The 15,564-nt window shown below is 69.3% G+C and carries 14 protein-coding genes and 1 tRNA gene; 7 read left to right on the forward strand and 8 right to left on the reverse strand.

Annotation, left to right across the window (positions count from 1 at the left end; translation table 11 throughout):
- Positions 1-61: 61 nt before the first annotated feature.
- Both LK06_RS19955 and LK06_RS19960 read left to right on the forward strand, forming a co-directional pair.
- The gene (locus tag LK06_RS19955) at positions 62-592 is read left to right on the forward strand and encodes a DUF501 domain-containing protein (protein ID WP_039652717.1); all 531 of its coding nucleotides are present in this window, start codon (positions 62-64) and stop codon (positions 590-592) included.
- Entirely contained in the window at positions 589-1,542 is a 954-nt protein-coding gene (locus tag LK06_RS19960; RefSeq protein WP_039652718.1) for a Ppx/GppA phosphatase family protein, read from the forward strand. The genes LK06_RS19955 and LK06_RS19960 overlap by 4 nt, the downstream gene beginning before the upstream one ends.
- 109 nt (positions 1,543-1,651) lie before the next feature.
- On the opposite strand, the gene LK06_RS19965 is transcribed toward LK06_RS19960, so the two are convergent.
- Together LK06_RS19965 and LK06_RS19970 are read right to left on the reverse strand one after the other, a co-directional pair.
- Entirely contained in the window at positions 1,652-1,921 is a 270-nt protein-coding gene (locus LK06_RS19965; protein ID WP_039652720.1) for a type II toxin-antitoxin system RelE family toxin, read from the reverse strand.
- Positions 1,918-2,190 carry a type II toxin-antitoxin system Phd/YefM family antitoxin gene (locus LK06_RS19970; protein ID WP_039652721.1) on the reverse strand — a complete coding sequence of 91 codons (273 nt, stop codon included), beginning with the start codon at positions 2,188-2,190 and terminating at the stop codon, positions 1,918-1,920. Before LK06_RS19970 ends, LK06_RS19965 begins: the two co-directional genes overlap by 4 nt.
- A gap of 749 nt (positions 2,191-2,939) precedes the next feature.
- On the opposite strand from LK06_RS19970, the gene LK06_RS19980 reads away from it, so the two are divergent.
- Positions 2,940-4,322 carry an NAD(P)/FAD-dependent oxidoreductase gene (locus tag LK06_RS19980; RefSeq protein ID WP_039652723.1) on the forward strand — a complete coding sequence of 461 codons (1,383 nt, stop codon included), beginning with the start codon at positions 2,940-2,942 and terminating at the stop codon, positions 4,320-4,322.
- Positions 4,323-4,524: 202 nt separating this feature from the next.
- On the forward strand, positions 4,525-5,814 hold the full coding sequence (locus LK06_RS19985; RefSeq protein WP_039652724.1) for an SAM-dependent methyltransferase: 1,290 nt from the start codon (positions 4,525-4,527) through the stop codon (positions 5,812-5,814).
- A 90-nt stretch (positions 5,815-5,904) separates the two neighbouring features.
- Here LK06_RS19985 and LK06_RS19990 read toward each other — a convergent pair whose 3' ends face one another.
- Both LK06_RS19990 and LK06_RS19995 read right to left on the reverse strand, forming a co-directional pair.
- On the reverse strand, positions 5,905-8,433 hold the full coding sequence (locus tag LK06_RS19990; RefSeq protein WP_039652725.1) for an ABC transporter permease: 2,529 nt from the start codon (positions 8,431-8,433) through the stop codon (positions 5,905-5,907).
- Entirely contained in the window at positions 8,433-9,254 is an 822-nt protein-coding gene (locus LK06_RS19995; protein WP_039652726.1) for an ABC transporter ATP-binding protein, read from the reverse strand. Before LK06_RS19995 ends, LK06_RS19990 begins: the two co-directional genes overlap by 1 nt.
- 422 nt (positions 9,255-9,676) lie before the next feature.
- On the opposite strand from LK06_RS19995, the gene LK06_RS20000 reads away from it, so the two are divergent.
- A tRNA-Leu gene (locus tag LK06_RS20000) sits at positions 9,677-9,763 on the forward strand.
- A 237-nt stretch (positions 9,764-10,000) separates the two neighbouring features.
- Positions 10,001-10,837, forward strand: coding sequence for a Bax inhibitor-1/YccA family protein (locus LK06_RS20005; RefSeq protein ID WP_043406203.1), 837 nt, complete (start codon positions 10,001-10,003; stop codon positions 10,835-10,837).
- 371 nt (positions 10,838-11,208) lie between these two features.
- On the opposite strand, the gene LK06_RS20010 is transcribed toward LK06_RS20005, so the two are convergent.
- Positions 11,209-11,439: a DUF4287 domain-containing protein gene (locus LK06_RS20010; RefSeq protein ID WP_039652729.1), complete on the reverse strand. Its 231-nt coding sequence runs from the start codon at positions 11,437-11,439 to the stop codon at positions 11,209-11,211.
- A 99-nt stretch (positions 11,440-11,538) separates the two neighbouring features.
- Here LK06_RS20010 and LK06_RS20015 point away from each other — a divergent pair, with 99 nt between their 5' ends.
- Complete coding sequence (locus LK06_RS20015) at positions 11,539-11,850, forward strand: hypothetical protein (protein ID WP_234367457.1); 312 nt, start codon at positions 11,539-11,541, stop codon at positions 11,848-11,850.
- Between the two features lie 82 nt (positions 11,851-11,932).
- Here the strand turns inward: LK06_RS20015 and LK06_RS20020 are convergent, their stop codons facing one another.
- The 3 genes from LK06_RS20020 to LK06_RS20030 form a co-directional block, all read right to left on the reverse strand.
- The gene (locus tag LK06_RS20020) at positions 11,933-12,724 is read right to left on the reverse strand and encodes a hypothetical protein (RefSeq protein WP_043406200.1); all 792 of its coding nucleotides are present in this window, start codon (positions 12,722-12,724) and stop codon (positions 11,933-11,935) included.
- 273 nt (positions 12,725-12,997) lie between these two features.
- Positions 12,998-14,218: an acetyl-CoA C-acetyltransferase gene (locus tag LK06_RS20025; RefSeq protein ID WP_039652734.1), complete on the reverse strand. Its 1,221-nt coding sequence runs from the start codon at positions 14,216-14,218 to the stop codon at positions 12,998-13,000.
- 272 nt (positions 14,219-14,490) lie between these two features.
- Positions 14,491-15,546 carry an SGNH/GDSL hydrolase family protein gene (locus LK06_RS20030; RefSeq protein WP_174673902.1) on the reverse strand — a complete coding sequence of 352 codons (1,056 nt, stop codon included), beginning with the start codon at positions 15,544-15,546 and terminating at the stop codon, positions 14,491-14,493.
- Positions 15,547-15,564 lie beyond the last annotated feature (18 nt).

Here is a 15,564-nt window from a genome sequence, read left to right on the forward strand (position 1 = left end):
GCCTCCACCCAGTGGCCGGCCCCCGGTCGGCAACCCACAGAAAGCCATCCTGAAAGCAGTTATGGAAACCCCTCCGCCGCCCACTCCGCGCACCGAGCCCACCGATGCGGACGTCGAGGCCTTCAAGCAGCAGCTGGGCCGCCCGCCGCGGGGCCTGCGGGCCATCGCACACCGCTGTCCGTGCGGCCAACCGGACGTCGTGGAGACGGCACCGCGCCTGCCCGACGGCACACCCTTCCCGACGCTGTACTACCTGACGTGCCCGAAGGCGTCCTCGGCCATCGGCACGCTGGAGGCCAGCGGTGTGATGAAGGAGATGACGGAACGGCTGCAGCGCGACCCCGAACTGGCCGCCGCCTACCGGGCCGCGCACGAGGACTACATCCGGCGCCGGGACGAGATCGAGGAGCTGCAGGGCTTCCCGAGCGCGGGCGGCATGCCGGACCGGGTCAAGTGCCTGCACGTCCTGGTCGCCCATTCCCTGGCCGCGGGCCCGGGGGTCAACCCGCTCGGCGACGAGGCTCTCGCCATGCTGCCGGAGTGGTGGCGCAAGGGCGCCTGCGTGACCCTCCCGAAGGAGGACGAGCAGTGACCCGCGTCGCCGCCATCGACTGCGGTACAAACTCCATCCGCCTCCTGGTGGCCGACGTCGACCCGCGGACGGGCGAACTGGTCGACCTGGACCGCCGCATGACGATCGTGCGGCTCGGCCAGGGCGTCGACCGCACCGGCCGGCTCGCCCCGCAGGCACTGGAGCGCACCTTCGCTGCCTGTCGTGAGTACGCGGCGGTCATCAAGGAACACGGGGCCGAACGCATCCGGTTCGTCGCCACCTCGGCCTCCCGTGACGCCGAGAACCGCGACGACTTCGTACGCGGCGTCCTGGACATCCTCGGTGTCGAGCCGGAGGTCATCACCGGCGACCAGGAGGCCGAGTTCTCCTTCACCGGGGCCACCAGGGAGCTGACGGGGCGTGATGACCTCACCAAGCCCTTCCTGGTGGTGGACATCGGCGGCGGTTCCACCGAGTTCGTCGTGGGCGAGGAGCACGCCCGGGCCGCGCGGTCCGTGGACATCGGCTGCGTGCGGATGACGGAACGCCACCTGGTGCGCGACGGTGAGGTCACCGACCCGCCCACCCAGGAGCAGATCGCCGCCATAACGGCCGATATCGAGGCCGCCCTGGACCTCGTGGAGCAGACGGTCCCGCTGCGCGAGGCGCACACCCTGGTGGGCCTGGCCGGCTCGGTCACCACCGTGTCCGCGATCGCCCAGGGCCTGCCCGAGTACGACTCCGCGCGCATCCACCACTCCCGGATCTCCCGCGAACGCGTTCGCGAGATCACCGAATGGCTGCTGCGTTCCACGCACGCCGAGCGCGCAGCGGTGCCCTCCATGCACCCGGGCCGGGTCGACGTCATCGGCGCGGGGGCCCTGGTGCTTCTCGCGATCATGGAGCGGATCGGTGCCGAAGAGGTCGTGGTGAGCGAGCACGACATCCTCGACGGCATCGCTCATTACGCGGCGAGCGGGGCGCGCTGAGGGGCGGAGCCGGTCGGCGCCCGCTGGTCGGTTGCGCTCGCCCCACTCAGCCGAGCGGATCCCGTTCCACCTGGCGGTGACTACGGCAAAGGTGGTGCCGGGCGGGGCGTCACAGGTTGCGGTAGGTGTCCCGCCGGTCGCCCACCTTGACGACGAGGACGACGAGTTCACCATCGTCGATCTGGTAGGCGACCCGGTAGCTTCCGACTCGGAGCCGATAGAGCCCCGACGGGCCGGTGAGTTTCTTGATGTCGGCGTCCTCGCGGTACGGGTCGTCACCGAGTGCGGTCAGCGCGGTCAGAATGCGCATAGCGTCGGGCCGGCTGATGGCCCGGAGCTGCCGCTGCGCCGCCGTGGTGAACCGGAAGGCGTACTTCACGCCGCCTCGCCGCCGTGTTCGGTGAACAGGTCCGCCAGCAGTTCCGCCATGGTTACGGTGGGGCCGCCCTCGGCCAGGACCGCTTCCGCTTCGCGCGCCAACATCACGTCGGCCGCTTCCTCCAGAGCTTCGAAGTCCGTGATCGGAACCACGGCCGCCACCGGCGCGCCGTTGCGCGTGATGACCGTCGGGATGCCTTCCTCGGCCCGGTTGATGTGGTCCGCGAGATGTGCGCGGGCCTCTCGTACTGTCACGGTGTTCTCGGCCATGGCATCAGTGTACGCGTCTGTGTGTACACGCGGTGGCTCCGGGGGAGCCGCGTTCGCGAGCGATCCTCGACGGCATCGCTCATTACGCGGCGAGCGGGGCGCGCTGAGGGGCGGAGCCGGTCGGCGCCCGCTGGTCGGTTGCGCTCGCCCCACTCAGCCGAGCGGATCCCGTTCCACCTGGCGGTGACTACGGCAAAGGTGGTGCCGGGCGGGGCGTCACAGGTTGCGGTAGGTGTCCCGCCGGTCGCCCACCTTGACGGCGTCCGTCGGCGTCGCCGGAACGGATCGGGGGACCGGTCCGGCGGGGGGTGTTTTCCGGTCCGCCCGCTACTGGCAAGTAGCCTCTGTTGAGCGGTTTCGGTAACGTGTGAGCGGGTCGCCCGGAGCTCCGATGGTGTGCCGCTGGAAAAGTTCGTGAACTTCTTCACAAGGAATTCTGCCCTGGTGGGGGACTGGAAGGCCCTCATTGACCCGTCCGGGGGGCAAAGGGCTCCTCGGGAGTCCTCGCGCGAGTCCTATGCGCGTGCTTCCAGGGTGAGCGGGGAGGGGTTCGTGGAGATGCTCCGCAAGGGGTCGAAGGGCCCGGATGGGCAGCTCACGCGGTATTGACAATGGGGCGAACCACCCCGCGGTTCCCTTTCGGTCACATGATCTGTGTCACGCGGGCCGCGGAGTTTAACATATGCCCTGTCAGACCTTGTGAAGGGGCGCACGAGCAGCCCCCTGGGGGCGGGTGGATACTCGATGGCATGAGCACCACGGAGCGTCCCAGGATCCTCGTAGTAGGCGGTGGGTACGTAGGCCTGTACGCAGCTCGGCGCATCCTCAAGAAGATGCGCTACGGAGAGGCGACCGTCACGGTCGTCGACCCCCGGTCGTACATGACCTACCAGCCCTTCCTCCCCGAAGCCGCCGCCGGCAACATCTCCCCTCGCCATGTCGTCGTCCCGCTGCGGCGCGTGCTGCCGAAGGCGGAGGTCCTCACCGGCCGGGTCACCACCATCGACCAGGACCGCAAGGTGGCCACGATCGCCCCACTCGTGGGAGAGGCGTACGAGCTGCCCTTCGACTACCTGGTGATCGCGATGGGCGCGGTCTCCCGTACCTTCCCGATCCCCGGCCTCGCCGAGCAGGGCATCGGCATGAAGGGCATCGAGGAGTCCATCGGGCTGCGCAACCACGTGCTGGAGCAGTTGGACAAGGCAGACTCCACGACTGACGAGGAGATCCGCCGCAAGGCGCTCACCTTCGTCTTCATCGGCGGCGGCTTCGCGGGCGCGGAGACCATCGGCGAGGTCGAGGACATGGCCCGGGACGCGGCCAAGTACTACAAGAACGTCTCCCGCGAGGACATGCGGTTCGTCCTGGTCGACGCGGCTGACAAGATCCTTCCCGAGGTCGGCCCCAAGCTCGGCCAGTACGGCAGGGAGCACCTGGAGAGCCGGGGTGTCGAGATCTACCTCTCCACCTCCATGGACTCCTGCGTCGGCGGACACGTGGTGCTGAAGAACGGGCTGGAGGTCGACTCCAACACGATCGTCTGGACCGCTGGCGTCAAGCCGAACCCGGCCCTGGCCCGCTTCGGCCTGCCCCTCGGCCCCCGCGGCCACGTCGACTGCGAGCCCACGCTCCAGGTCAAGGGCACGGACTACATCTGGGCCGCCGGTGACAACGCGCAGGTCCCGGACCTCGTCGGCCGTAAGGCGGGCAACGAGAACGCCTGGTGCCCGCCGAACGCCCAGCACGCCCTGCGCCAGGCCAAGGCCCTCGGCGACAACGTGATCTCCGGTATGCGGGGCTTCCCGCAGAAGGAGTACGAGCACGCCAACAAGGGCGCGGTGGCCGGTCTCGGCCTCCACAAGGGCGTGGCGATGATCGTCATGGGCAAGATGAAGATCAAGGTCAAGGGTCGCCTCGCCTGGTACATGCACCGTGGTTACCACGGTCTGGCCATGCCGACCTGGAACCGCAAGATCCGTGTCTTCGCCGACTGGACGCTCGGCATGTTCCTCAAGCGCGAGGTCGTCTCCCTCGGCGCCATGCAGAACCCGCGCGAGGAGTTCTACGAGGCCGCGAAGCCGGCCCCGGTCGCCGCGGCGCCGAAGACCGGGGAGAAGGCCAAGGCCTCCTGACCCTCGTCGGGTAGCGGTCTGTGAACCGCGGTCAACCGATCACCCGAAGGACCTCCCGCCATCCGTGGTGCGGGAGGTCCTTCGGTTTTCTCGGTTTACCTGCCTTTATGCGGCCGTAACCCCTTTGCGGGACTGTGTGGGGTGGCTCTCGGTGTTTTCGTGGTAACAGGCATCCGGGATCGTCGTCTTGGAGGTGTGCGTCATGGCCGACGCCGCATCGCGGCTCAGGAGACTCGCCGAGCAGTTGCTGGGAGTGCCGCTCCCGGTACGGGTACGGGCCTGGGACGGTTCGCAGGACGGGCCGCCGGACGCCCCGGCACTCGTCGTGCGCAACCGTCGTGCCCTACGCCGGATGCTGTTCCCACCAGGTGAACTGGGACTGGCCCGGGCCTGGGTCTCCGGCGACCTGGACATCGAGGGAGACCTGTACTCCGTGCTCGACTCGATGGCGGGGCTGATCTGGGAGCGGGACGAGGACGCCCGTAGCTTCGCCCAGGCGTTGCGTGACCCCGAAGTCAGGGTCGCCGGATATGAGTTGCTGAAGCTCACCGGGTTGCCGTTCCCGCCCGCCCCGCCCCGCGAGGAGGTGCGCAGGCGCCGCCACCTGCACACCCGGAGCAGCGACAGGCGGGCCATCAGCCACCACTACGATGTGGGTAACGACTTCTACGGCATCGTCCTGGGCCCGTCCATGATCTACTCGTGCGCCTACTGGGAGGACGGCGGCACCCTGGAGTCCGCCCAGCGGGACAAGCTTGAACTCGTGTGTCGGAAGCTCGGTCTGACTGCAGGCCAGCGGTTGCTGGACGTCGGCTGCGGCTGGGGCTCGATGGCCGTCCACGCCGCCCGCGAGCACGGCGTGAGCGTCGTCGGCGTCACCCTCTCCCAGGAGCAGGCCGCCCACGCCCGCAAGCGCGTCGCTGACGAGGGTCTGACCGACCGCGTGGAGATCAGGGTGCAGGACTACCGGGACGTCGTCGACGGACCCTACGACGCGATCTCCTCCATCGGCATGGCCGAACACGTCGGTGCCGAACCCTACCTGCGGTACGCGAGCGATCTGTACGCCCTGCTGAAACCCGGCGGCCGGCTGCTCAACCACCAGATCGCCCGCCGCCCCCAGCAGGACGAAGCGTCGTACGAGGTCGACCGGTTCATCGACGCCTATGTCTTCCCCGACGGCGAACTCGCCCCGATCGGCACCACCGTCACCCAACTGGAGCGGGCCGGCTTCGAGGTGCGGGACGTGGAGTCCATCCGTGAGCACTACGCCCGCACCCTGCGGTGCTGGGTGACCAACCTGGAGGCCGACTGGGACCGCGCGGTCCGGCTCAGCAGCCCCGGGCGTGCCCGCGTCTGGCGCCTGTACATGGCCGCCAGTGCACTCGCCTTCGAACGCAACCGCATCGGCGTCAACCAGGTCCTGGCGGTCCGCACCCCCGAATCGGGCGCGTCCGGGCTCCCGCTGCGGACCCGCACCTGGCACGGCTGACCCACGAGGGTTCCCGTTCCCGTTCCGGCGGTGTGCACGGCCGGAACGGGAACCCTTGCCGCCGGCACGGTTGCCCGGTCCTGCTGTCGGTTACTCGGCCTTGATCGCCGCCAGCATGTTCAGCCGCGTCGCACGCCGGGCCGGCCACAGGGCGGCCAGGATGCCGACCACGCCCGCCAGCAGGAGGAAGACCGCCATTCGGCCCCACGGCAGGACCAGTTCGTACGTCGGCATCTTCGTGCCCAGCAGCTCGCCGGCCGCCCAGCCGAAGAACACGCCCAGACCGATCCCGAGTACGCCGCCGAACAGGGAGATCACCAGGGATTCCAGACGCACCATCCGCCTGACGGCCCTGCGGTCCAGACCGATCGCCCGCAGCATGCCGATCTCCTGGGAACGCTCAAAGACCGACATCGCCAGGGTGTTGATGACCCCGATCACCGCCACGATCACTGCCATGGCGAGCAGGCCGTAGACCATGTTCAGAACCTGCGTGAATATCTCCGCGATCTGGTGGGAGATGTCCTTCTTGTCCTGGACCCTGATCGCCGGATTGGAGCCGAGGGCCTTCTCCAGCCGATCCTTGACCGCGGCCGAAGCGCCGTCCGCCGTCTTGACCATCACCTTCATGTCAGCGGGGTCCTTCAGATGGGGACTGAGGGTCCGGTTGTCGAGCATGATTCCGTTGACCATCTCGTTGCCCTCGTAGACACCGGCGACCGTCAGCCGCTGCGCCTTGCCGTCCTCGAAGTGCATGGTGAACTCGGAACCGGCCTGCCAGCCGTGCGAGTCGGCCTGGTCCTTGTCCACGACGACCCGGGTGCCGCCCACCGCGAAGGAACCGTCGTCCACCTTCAGATCCGTCAGTTCGGTGATCGCCGAGCCGTCGACGCCGGTCAGGAACTCGGTTTCGCCGTCGATGCGGGACACCGCGTTGCGCATCGGGCTGCTCGCGGTGACCCCGTCGGTGCCGGCGAGCTTCTTCGCCACGTCGGGTGAGAGGGGACCGCGATTGGCCATCGAGACGACGTAGTCGGCACGGATCGCCGAGGAGGCCATCTTGTCGATGGACCTCTGCAGGCTGCCCGCCAGCACGGTCATGCCGGTGATCAGGGTCAGGCCGATCATCAGTGCCGAGGCGGTGGCCGCGGTGCGGCGCGGGTTGCGCACCGAGTTCTGGCGGGCCAGCCTGCCCGAGACACCGAACACGCGCAGCACCGGGGCGGTGGCCGCGATCAGCGGGCGGGACAGCAGCGGAGTCAGGATGAACACGCCGATGATCAACAGGACGGCACCGAGGCCCATCGGGACCTTGGCGGTATCGGCATCCATCGTCGTGGCCGCCAGGATCACGGCGATGCCGGCCGCTGAGAGCAGCGCGCCCAGCGTGTTGCGCAGCACCAGCGACTTGGTGGTGGCCTTGGCGTGCAGACTGCTCATCGCCGCCACCGGCGGGACCTTCGCTGCCCGGCGGCCGGGCAGCCAGGCGGCCAGCATGGTGATGAGGACGCCGACCGCGAGGGCGGCCACCACGGTGCCCGGGCTGATCACCAACGGGCCGTCGGGCAGGGTGGCACCCAGGGCGCCCAGCAACTCGCGCAGGCCCGCGCCGATACCGATGCCGGCGGCCAGTCCTGCCACGCCGGCGACCGCGCCGACCACGAACGCCTCGATGAGCACCGAACGGGTGACCTGGCGACGGGACGCACCGACCGCCCGCAGTAGGGCCAGTTCCCGGGTGCGCTGGGCGACCAGCATGGTGAAGGTGTTGGCGATGATGAACGTACCGACGAACAGCGCGATACCAGCGAACACCAGCAGTATCTGCCGCAGTCCGCTCATCGACGTGGAGATCATCCGCGCCTGGTCGTCGGCGAGCTGCTTGCCGGTGGTGGTCTCCACCAGGTGGGTCGGCAGGACCTCGTCGAGCTGGGACTTGAGCGCCGACTGGCTGGTTCCGGTGCGGGCCCGCACGTCGATCTCGTCGTACGTGCCCTTCTTGCCGAACAGGGCCTGCGCGGTCGGTGTGTCGTACAGGACGAGGCTGCCGCCCGCGGCGACGTTGCCGTCGTCGGTGGTGAAGATGCCGGCGATGCGCGGGGTGAGCACCGGACCGTCGACCGACAGGCGCACGGTGTCGCCGGCCTTGTACCCGGCTCGCTCGGCGGTGGCCGAGTCGATCAGCACCTCGTTCTCGCCGTGCGGGGCGTGACCACTGACCAGCGGGTACCGCGAGTCCTTGGCACCCCAGTAGTTGCCGCCCACAGACTGCCAGTCGCCACCGACCAGATGGCCGTTCTTGTCGGCGACCGCGGTGAAGCCGGTGACGACACCGGTGGCGGAGGCGGCGCCTGGTACCTTGGCGGCCTCGGCGAGCAGCTTCCGGGGTAGCTCGGGAAGCCGGCCGACCGCGTTGCCCTTGGATTCCTGGTACTTGGGCCGTATGGCGACGTCGACATGGTCGAACCCCTTGGCGGAGCTCTTCTGGAAGGCGTCGGAGACGGTGTTGGTGAAGACCAGCGTGCCGGAGACGAACGCCACGCCGAGCATGACGGCGAGCACGGTCATCAGCAGCCGGGCCTTGTGCGCGAGGACGTTGCGCAGGGCGGTGCGGAACATCAGCTGGTACGGCCCTTCCCGTCGAACCCGGCGGTCTGGTGCGGCACGGTGCCGCTGGTGTTGCCGCTTCCGGGAAGACTGCGCATGAGGTCGAGGACGGAGTCGGCCGTCGGGTGGTGGATCTCGTCCACGATCCGGCCGTCCGCGAGGAAGACCACGCGGTCCGCGTACGCCGCGGCCACCGGGTCGTGGGTGACCATGACGACCGTCTGGCCCAGCTCGCGCACGGAGTTGCGCAGGAAGCCGAGCACCTCGGCGCCGGAGCGTGAGTCGAGGTTGCCGGTCGGCTCGTCACCGAAGATGATCTCCGGCTTGGCGGCGAGGGCACGGGCGACGGCCACGCGCTGCTGCTGGCCGCCGGAGAGCTGGGAGGGTCGGTGGCTCAGCCGGCTGGACAACCCCACCATCTGGATGACCTGGTCCAGCCACACCGCGTCCGGCTTCCGCCCGGCTATGTCCATGGGCAGGGTGATGTTCTCCTGCGCGGTCAGCGTCGGCAGCAGGTTGAACGCCTGGAAGATGAAGCCGATCTTGTCCCGGCGCAACTTGGTGAGCTGCTTGTCCTTCAGGGAGCCCAGCTCGGTGTCACCGATGCGTACGGAACCGGAGGAGAAGGTGTCCAGACCGGCCACGCAGTGCATCAGTGTGGACTTGCCGGAGCCAGACGGGCCCATGATCGCGGTGAACTCGGCCTGCCGGAAGTCGACGGAGACCCGGTCCAGGGCGACGACACGGGTCTCACCCTGCCCGTAGATCTTCGACAACTCCGAGGCGCGGGCGGCCACGGCGGTCGCCCTGCCGGCGGTGGATGTGGTGGTCACGGGACGGTGCTCCTGTCGGGATGACGTGTGTTCCTGGGGACCTGTCCATCGTCTCGGCGCCACGCGCCCGGACCGTCAGCCGAAGCTCTGGTTCCCGGGGGCGACTCGGGGCGGACGGAAGGGTGCCGCGTCATACCTGGGAAGGACGACCGACCCCGAGAACCACCCTGTCGCAACACCGTCGAACATTGTCGAACGTGGTCAAGAACAGGTGGGTCACCCTCGTTCAGACGGTGAAATTCCGTCATTTCGTGTGCGGGCGCACTGACGCCACGCCAGGCTATTGGCAAGTGCGGATGGCCTGTTCCGCGGGCTGATGCACCCTCAGACCTCAATAAAATAAGACAACATCGGTCCGCGTGCCCGCTGTCCGGGGGATGCGTGCCGATAGGCTCGGAACCTCGAAGCGGAGCCCATGGCCTGCCCGGATGGTGGAAAGCAGACACGGCGAGCTTAAACCTCGCTGCCCCTTCGCGGGCGTGCCGGTTCAAGTCCGGCTCCGGGCACCACCTCCTACCCCGAGGGGAGCGGTGGAGGCGGGCCCGACGCGTCGTCTCCGGCACTCCGTCAGCAGACGCCGGACCGCCCGGTCACGATTCCCGTGTCTCCCGCAGGAGCGAGCCCACCCACACACGGGGCATGTGACGCGGCACTAGGGGAAAGATCCTCCCCAGGTATTATGGTCGATCTTTGCCAACCCATTACCCTTGGGTCGAGACTGCACAGGGTGGTCATGGAGGAGTGAAATGAGGAGCAGCAACCCGGTCCTCGTGCGACGGGGGTTCAGCCGTGGCAACGGCTACGCCGGCTTCAACACCGCACCGCAGGCCGGGTATGCACAGGGCAACCCCTACGCCCAGAACCCCTACGGCGTACAGGAGGGTGCCCCGCCGCAGGCCGTGGCCACCGCCGACCGGATGACGATGGACGACGTCATCGTCCGCTCGGCCACGACGCTCGGCACGGCCGTCCTCGGTGCCATTCTCGCCTGGGTGTTGCTGCCCGTCACGGCCACCAGCTTGTTCCTGGCCTTCGGTTCGGGACTGATCGCGATGGTCCTGGCGCTGGTCCAGAGCTTCAAGCGCACCCCGTCGCCCGCGCTGATCCTCGGATACGCCGCGTTCGAGGGTGTCTTCCTCGGCGTCCTCAGCGCGATGTACAACAGCCGGTGGAGTGGTGCCCCCTTCCAGGCGGTGCTCGGCACCATGGCGGTCTCGGGTGCGACCCTGCTCGTTTACCGCGCCGGCTGGATCCGCGTCACCGCCCGCTACGCTCGCATCGGTCTCGCCATCGGGATGGCCTTCGTGGTGGTCATGGCGGTCAACCTGATGCTAGTCGCGTTGGGCGTCGCCGAGAACGGCGGTCTGCGCAGCTTCGGCCCGATCGGCGCGCTCGTCGGCATCATCGCGATCCTGATTGGCGCCTTCTACCTGACCCTCGACTTCAAGGAGATCGAGGACGGCATCGCCTACGGTGCCCCGCGCAACGAGTCCTGGTTCGCCGCGTTCGGCCTCACCGTGGCCCTGGTGTGGATCTACATGGAGATGCTGCGCCTGGTGGCGATCTTCAGCAGCAACGACTAGGGGATTTCGGACGTCCTGTGCGGCGCCTTTGAGACACCTCCTGGCGCCCCTGGCCATGGCCCGCTGACGTCGTGCCGTGACAAGGGCCCCGGTGCCACGGCTTGGGTTCAAGCGGGCGTCGCAACACCACCTGATTTTTGGTGGTGAGTAGATCACGCAGACGCTCGACTGGGGTATACCAGTCGAGCGTCTTGCGCGGGCGGCCGTTGAGTTCCTGGGCGGCCCGGGGCCCTTCAGTGTCCGGCGCGCGTCGGCACCGCCGGGTCCACACGTCACCGGACCGGCGCGCCACCGACGGGAGCCGGTGGCCAGGGATCTCATCGGACCAACGACCGGCCGGGGTGTGTCATCGACCTTCCGGATGGTGGCGGTCAGAGCAGCTTCCGGGCTGCTCTCCTCAGGTCGTACTCGTGCACGATCGCCTTGGCGTGGCCGTAGGCCAGGTCGTACTCGTGCCGGAGCCAGCTGACCTTCTCCTCGAAACGGAAGAGTGCAGGGCCTTCTTCGACGGCGCGCAGCCAGTCGGAGACTTCACGGCCGGTGCACTGGGGAATGCGGGCGAGCAGGTTGCGGTGGGTCTCCTCGGAGAAGAGCTGGGACATCGGCGCCTCCGAATGCGCAGGGGATGTAGGCCGGTCCTTCACGTCACGGTGCCTGAGCGTTCGTGTATTGGCAACAGTGCGGCGCGTTACGCTCGGCGCGTGGTTGATACGACGCCCTTGACCAAAGCAGTGGATCACTTCGCCGACCGGCTGCGGGCGGCACCGCAGAGCCGCCTGCAGCGAGGCGCGGCGGCGGAGGCGCTGGCGCTGGCCCGGGAGTTGGCCCGGTGGGTGCAGGCCGTCGAGGAGCCGGGAACCGAGCCCCGGGAGATGCCGGACGCGGGGATGTTCGCGGCCGCCGACCAGATCCTCGTGGCCGCGCATGACCTGGCACTGGTGCTGCGCAGTGAGGAACAGGTCGCCGACGCCGTGCGGTTGGTGGAGGAGGCACGGGGGCGGGCGGGCGTCTGAAGCGGCTGCCGCCGGCGAGGGCGCCGGACGGCGCCGCACTCCCCGCTCGCGGTGGGCCGAGGCGGAGGAACGGTGCGGGCTGTCAGAGCGACGCGATGACCCTGTCGGCCAGGATGTAGACGGTGTCCTCGCCGCACGCGAACGTGAGGGTGTAGGCGCCGGATATCCCCGATCCGCCCAGGAGGTACGGCGCCTCGTCCGCCTCCAGGGCCGCCGCAAGGCGTTGCGCCGTCTCCCGGTGACCCGGCGTCATGCACAGGGTCGTGCCGTCGGCGAAGACGTAGACGTCGAGGGTCCCGAGCGGTCCCGGGCGGACGTCGGAGAGTTCGACCTGCTCGGCGGCCAGCTGCTCCAGCGTGGTCACCGTGCGCTCGTGGTCGTTCACGGTCGGCGACTGCACCGGCACGAAGTCGGGATGCGAGGGGTGGCGGCGGCGGGCCGCGGTCAGCTCGGGGGATTCCCCAGTGCTTTCGTCAGCGTCGGCGGCCGGCTCGGACACCGGTTCCAGGCCCGCGAAGTCGGCCTGGCGAGGCAGGAACAGTTCGGTGTCGGGCAGGCCGAGCAGGGAGGGCGCGTCAGCCGCCTCACGTGTCTCCTGTGCGGCCCAGAAGGCGCGCGCTTCGGCCAGCTCCCGCTCCCGTTCTTCGGCGAGCGCCTCAACCACGGCCGCGCGTATCTCCTCGGCGTCGGCCGTGGTGCGGGCGTGCGGCAGGAGCGCGCGCATGGCTGCGGCGTGGCTCTCGGCGTCCCCGGCGAGCTGCGTGTGCAGTTCCGCGATCTGGCGGCGCAGCTTCAGGACGGTGCGCAGGACGGCAACGCCCACGGCGCCCGTGGCGACCGTGGTGAGCAGCAGGGCGATCGGCATAGCGCTCACTGACATACTCCCGGTTCAAAGTCGACCCCCGACTTCCTACATCAGCTTGAAGGGCGGACTAACCAGCTGTCAGTGCGTAACGTCACGAAACGGGCGGGGCTTGGGTCGTGATGTTTCGAGTGCAATGGCTCTGACCTGCGCAGATACCTCTGGTGAGGGAGATAGGTCACATCCTGGGGGAGATTGGATTACGGAAAGGCCCGGACCCCCGGAGTTTCCAGGGGTCCGGGCCGCCGGCTGACGCAACGTACCTGTCGCGCTACGGACGGTGGGTCAGCTGAGGCGCTCGATGACCATCGCCATGCCCTGACCGCCACCGACGCACATCGTCTCCAGCCCGAACTGCTTGTCGTGCCACTGCAGCGAGTTGATGAGCGTGCCGGTGATCCGGGCCCCGGTCATGCCGAAGGGGTGGCCGACGGCGATGGCGCCGCCGTTGACGTTCAGCTTGTCGAGGTCGATGCCGAGATCCCGGTAGGAGGGGATCACCTGGGCGGCGAAGGCCTCGTTGATCTCGACCAGGTCGATGTCGTCGATGGTCAGGCCGGCGCGGCGGAGGGCCTGTTGGGAGGCCTCGACCGGGCCGAGGCCCATGATCTCCGGGGAGAGGCCGGAGACGCCGGTGGACACGATCCGCGCCAGCGGGGTCAGGCCCAGTTCGCGGGCCTTGCTGTCGGACATGATGACCAGCGCGGCGGCACCGTCGTTGAGCGGGCAGCAGTTGCCGGCGGTGACCAGGCCGTCGGGGCGGAAGACCGGCTTGAGGCCCTGGACGCCCTCCAGGGTGACCCCGGCGCGCGGGCCGTCGTCCTTGCTGACCACCGTGCCGTCCGGGAGTGACACCGGTGTGATCTCGCGTGCCCAGAAGCCGTTCTTGATGGCCTCTTCGGCGAGGTTTTGCGAGCGGACCCCGAACTCGTCCATCTCCTGGCGGGTGATGCCCTTGGCGCGGGCGAGGTTCTCCGCGGTCTGGCCCATCGCGATGTACGGGTCGGGCACCAGGCCGTCCTCGCGCGGATCGTGCCAGGTGGAGCCTTCGGACCCGGCGACGGCGGCGGTGCGGGCCTCGGCCTCGGCGAAGAGCGGGTTGTGCGTGTCGGGTAGGCCGTCGGAGCTGCCCTTGGCGAAGCGGGAGACCGTCTCGACGCCGGCCGAGATGAAGACGTCGCCCTCGCCGGCCTTGATGGCGTGCAGCGCCATGCGGGAGGTCTGCAGGGAGGAGGAGCAGTAGCGGGTGATGGTGCAGCCCGGCAGATGGTCCATGCCCATCTGCACGGCGACGATCCGACCCAGGTTGTGGCCCTGTTCGCCGCCCGGCAGACCGCAGCCGAGCATCAGGTCGTCGATCTCCTTGGGGTCCAACTCGGGGATCTTGTCCAGTGCGGCCCGGATGATCGTGGCGGTCAGGTCGTCGGGGCGCAGGTCCTTCAGGGAGCCCTTGACGGCGCGGCCGATGGGGGAGCGGGCGGTCGAGACGATGACGGCTTCGGGCATCACGGCTCCATTCGGAAAGGGGTGGTGCGTAGCGCTTCGCCGGGGTGGCGGTAGGGCAGGGCCGGTTGGGAAGTTACCGGTACGTATGGCCCAGGTCACCGGTGGGGCGGTGTGACACTGGCCGCAATTTACTAAGCGCTTGCTTTTGCGGGTGGCGAGTGACCGGGTTCATCAGTGCCAACGAGTCGGTCCCCGGCAGTGCCAACGAGTCGGTCCCCGGCCCGGGAACTCCCGCGTTGTCGGCCCTGGGGGCCGTGCGCGGGAACGGCCCCTCACGCCGACGGAGCAGCGGATTCTGCCTCCGGCACCCGCCTCCGGCGCCTCCGCTTGAGCAATGCCCACGGCCCACGCGGCCCGGTCGGCATCGCCGCCGTGACCTCCGTACCGGCCTCCGCCGCGGCCTCGGCCGCGGCCCGTGCGACCGGGAGGAAGCCCTCGCGCCGCGATACGTCCGGCCGTTCCTCCTCCGCGGGCCACAGGCCCAGCACCGCGCACACCGTCGGCAGTATGGCCATGGCGGCCGTCGCGTACCCCTCCGCCGAGGGGTGGTAGTTGTCCGGGCCGAACAGTTCCCGGGGGTTCGCCTCGAACTCGGGGCCCAGCAGATCGCCCAGCGACACCGTGCGCCCGCCCTGCGCCACCACCCCGATCGTCTGGGCCGCGGCCAACTGCCGTGACGCCCGTCGGGCCAGCCACCGCAGCGGCTGCTGCACCGGTTCGATGGTGCCGAGGTCGGGGCAGGTGCCGACCACCACCTCCGCGCCGGCCGTGCGCAGCCGTCGTACTGCCGCCGACAAGTGCCGTACCGAACGGGTCGGCGGCATCCGGTGCGTCACGTCGTTCGCACCGATCATGATCACGCAGACGTCGGGGACGGGGAGGGGCGCGGAGAGCACCAGGGTCACCTGGCGGTCCAGGTCGTCCGACTGGGCCCCCGGCAGCGCCACGTTCTGCAGCACCACCGGTCGTTCCGCCACCGCGGCGAGTCCCGAGGCCAGCAGTGCGCCCGGGGTCTGGCCCGACCGGTGCACGCCCTGCCCCGCGGCCGTGGAGTCGCCGAGCAGGGTCAGTCGTAGGGGCGGTTCACCGGGGATTCCGTATGTTCCACCGCCTTCGGCTTCGCGTGAGCCGGGGGAGCCCCAGCCGTACACGCCGTCGGCCGTCGGCACCCGGTCGCTGCCGCCGTTGCCCACATGGCGCCGGGCCATCCGCACCTCCGCCAGCAGCAGCCCGACGGCGGCCGCGCCGACCAGGCCCACCCCGCCGCCGCCGTACGCCGCTCCGGCCGCGATGCGCCGGGCCACTCTCGCCCTCGACAGGTTCGTCATGCGTCGCCGCCACCTCCT

Origin of the sequence: Streptomyces pluripotens (assembly GCF_000802245.2) — a bacterium.
Classification (GTDB): domain Bacteria; phylum Actinomycetota; class Actinomycetes; order Streptomycetales; family Streptomycetaceae; genus Streptomyces; species Streptomyces pluripotens.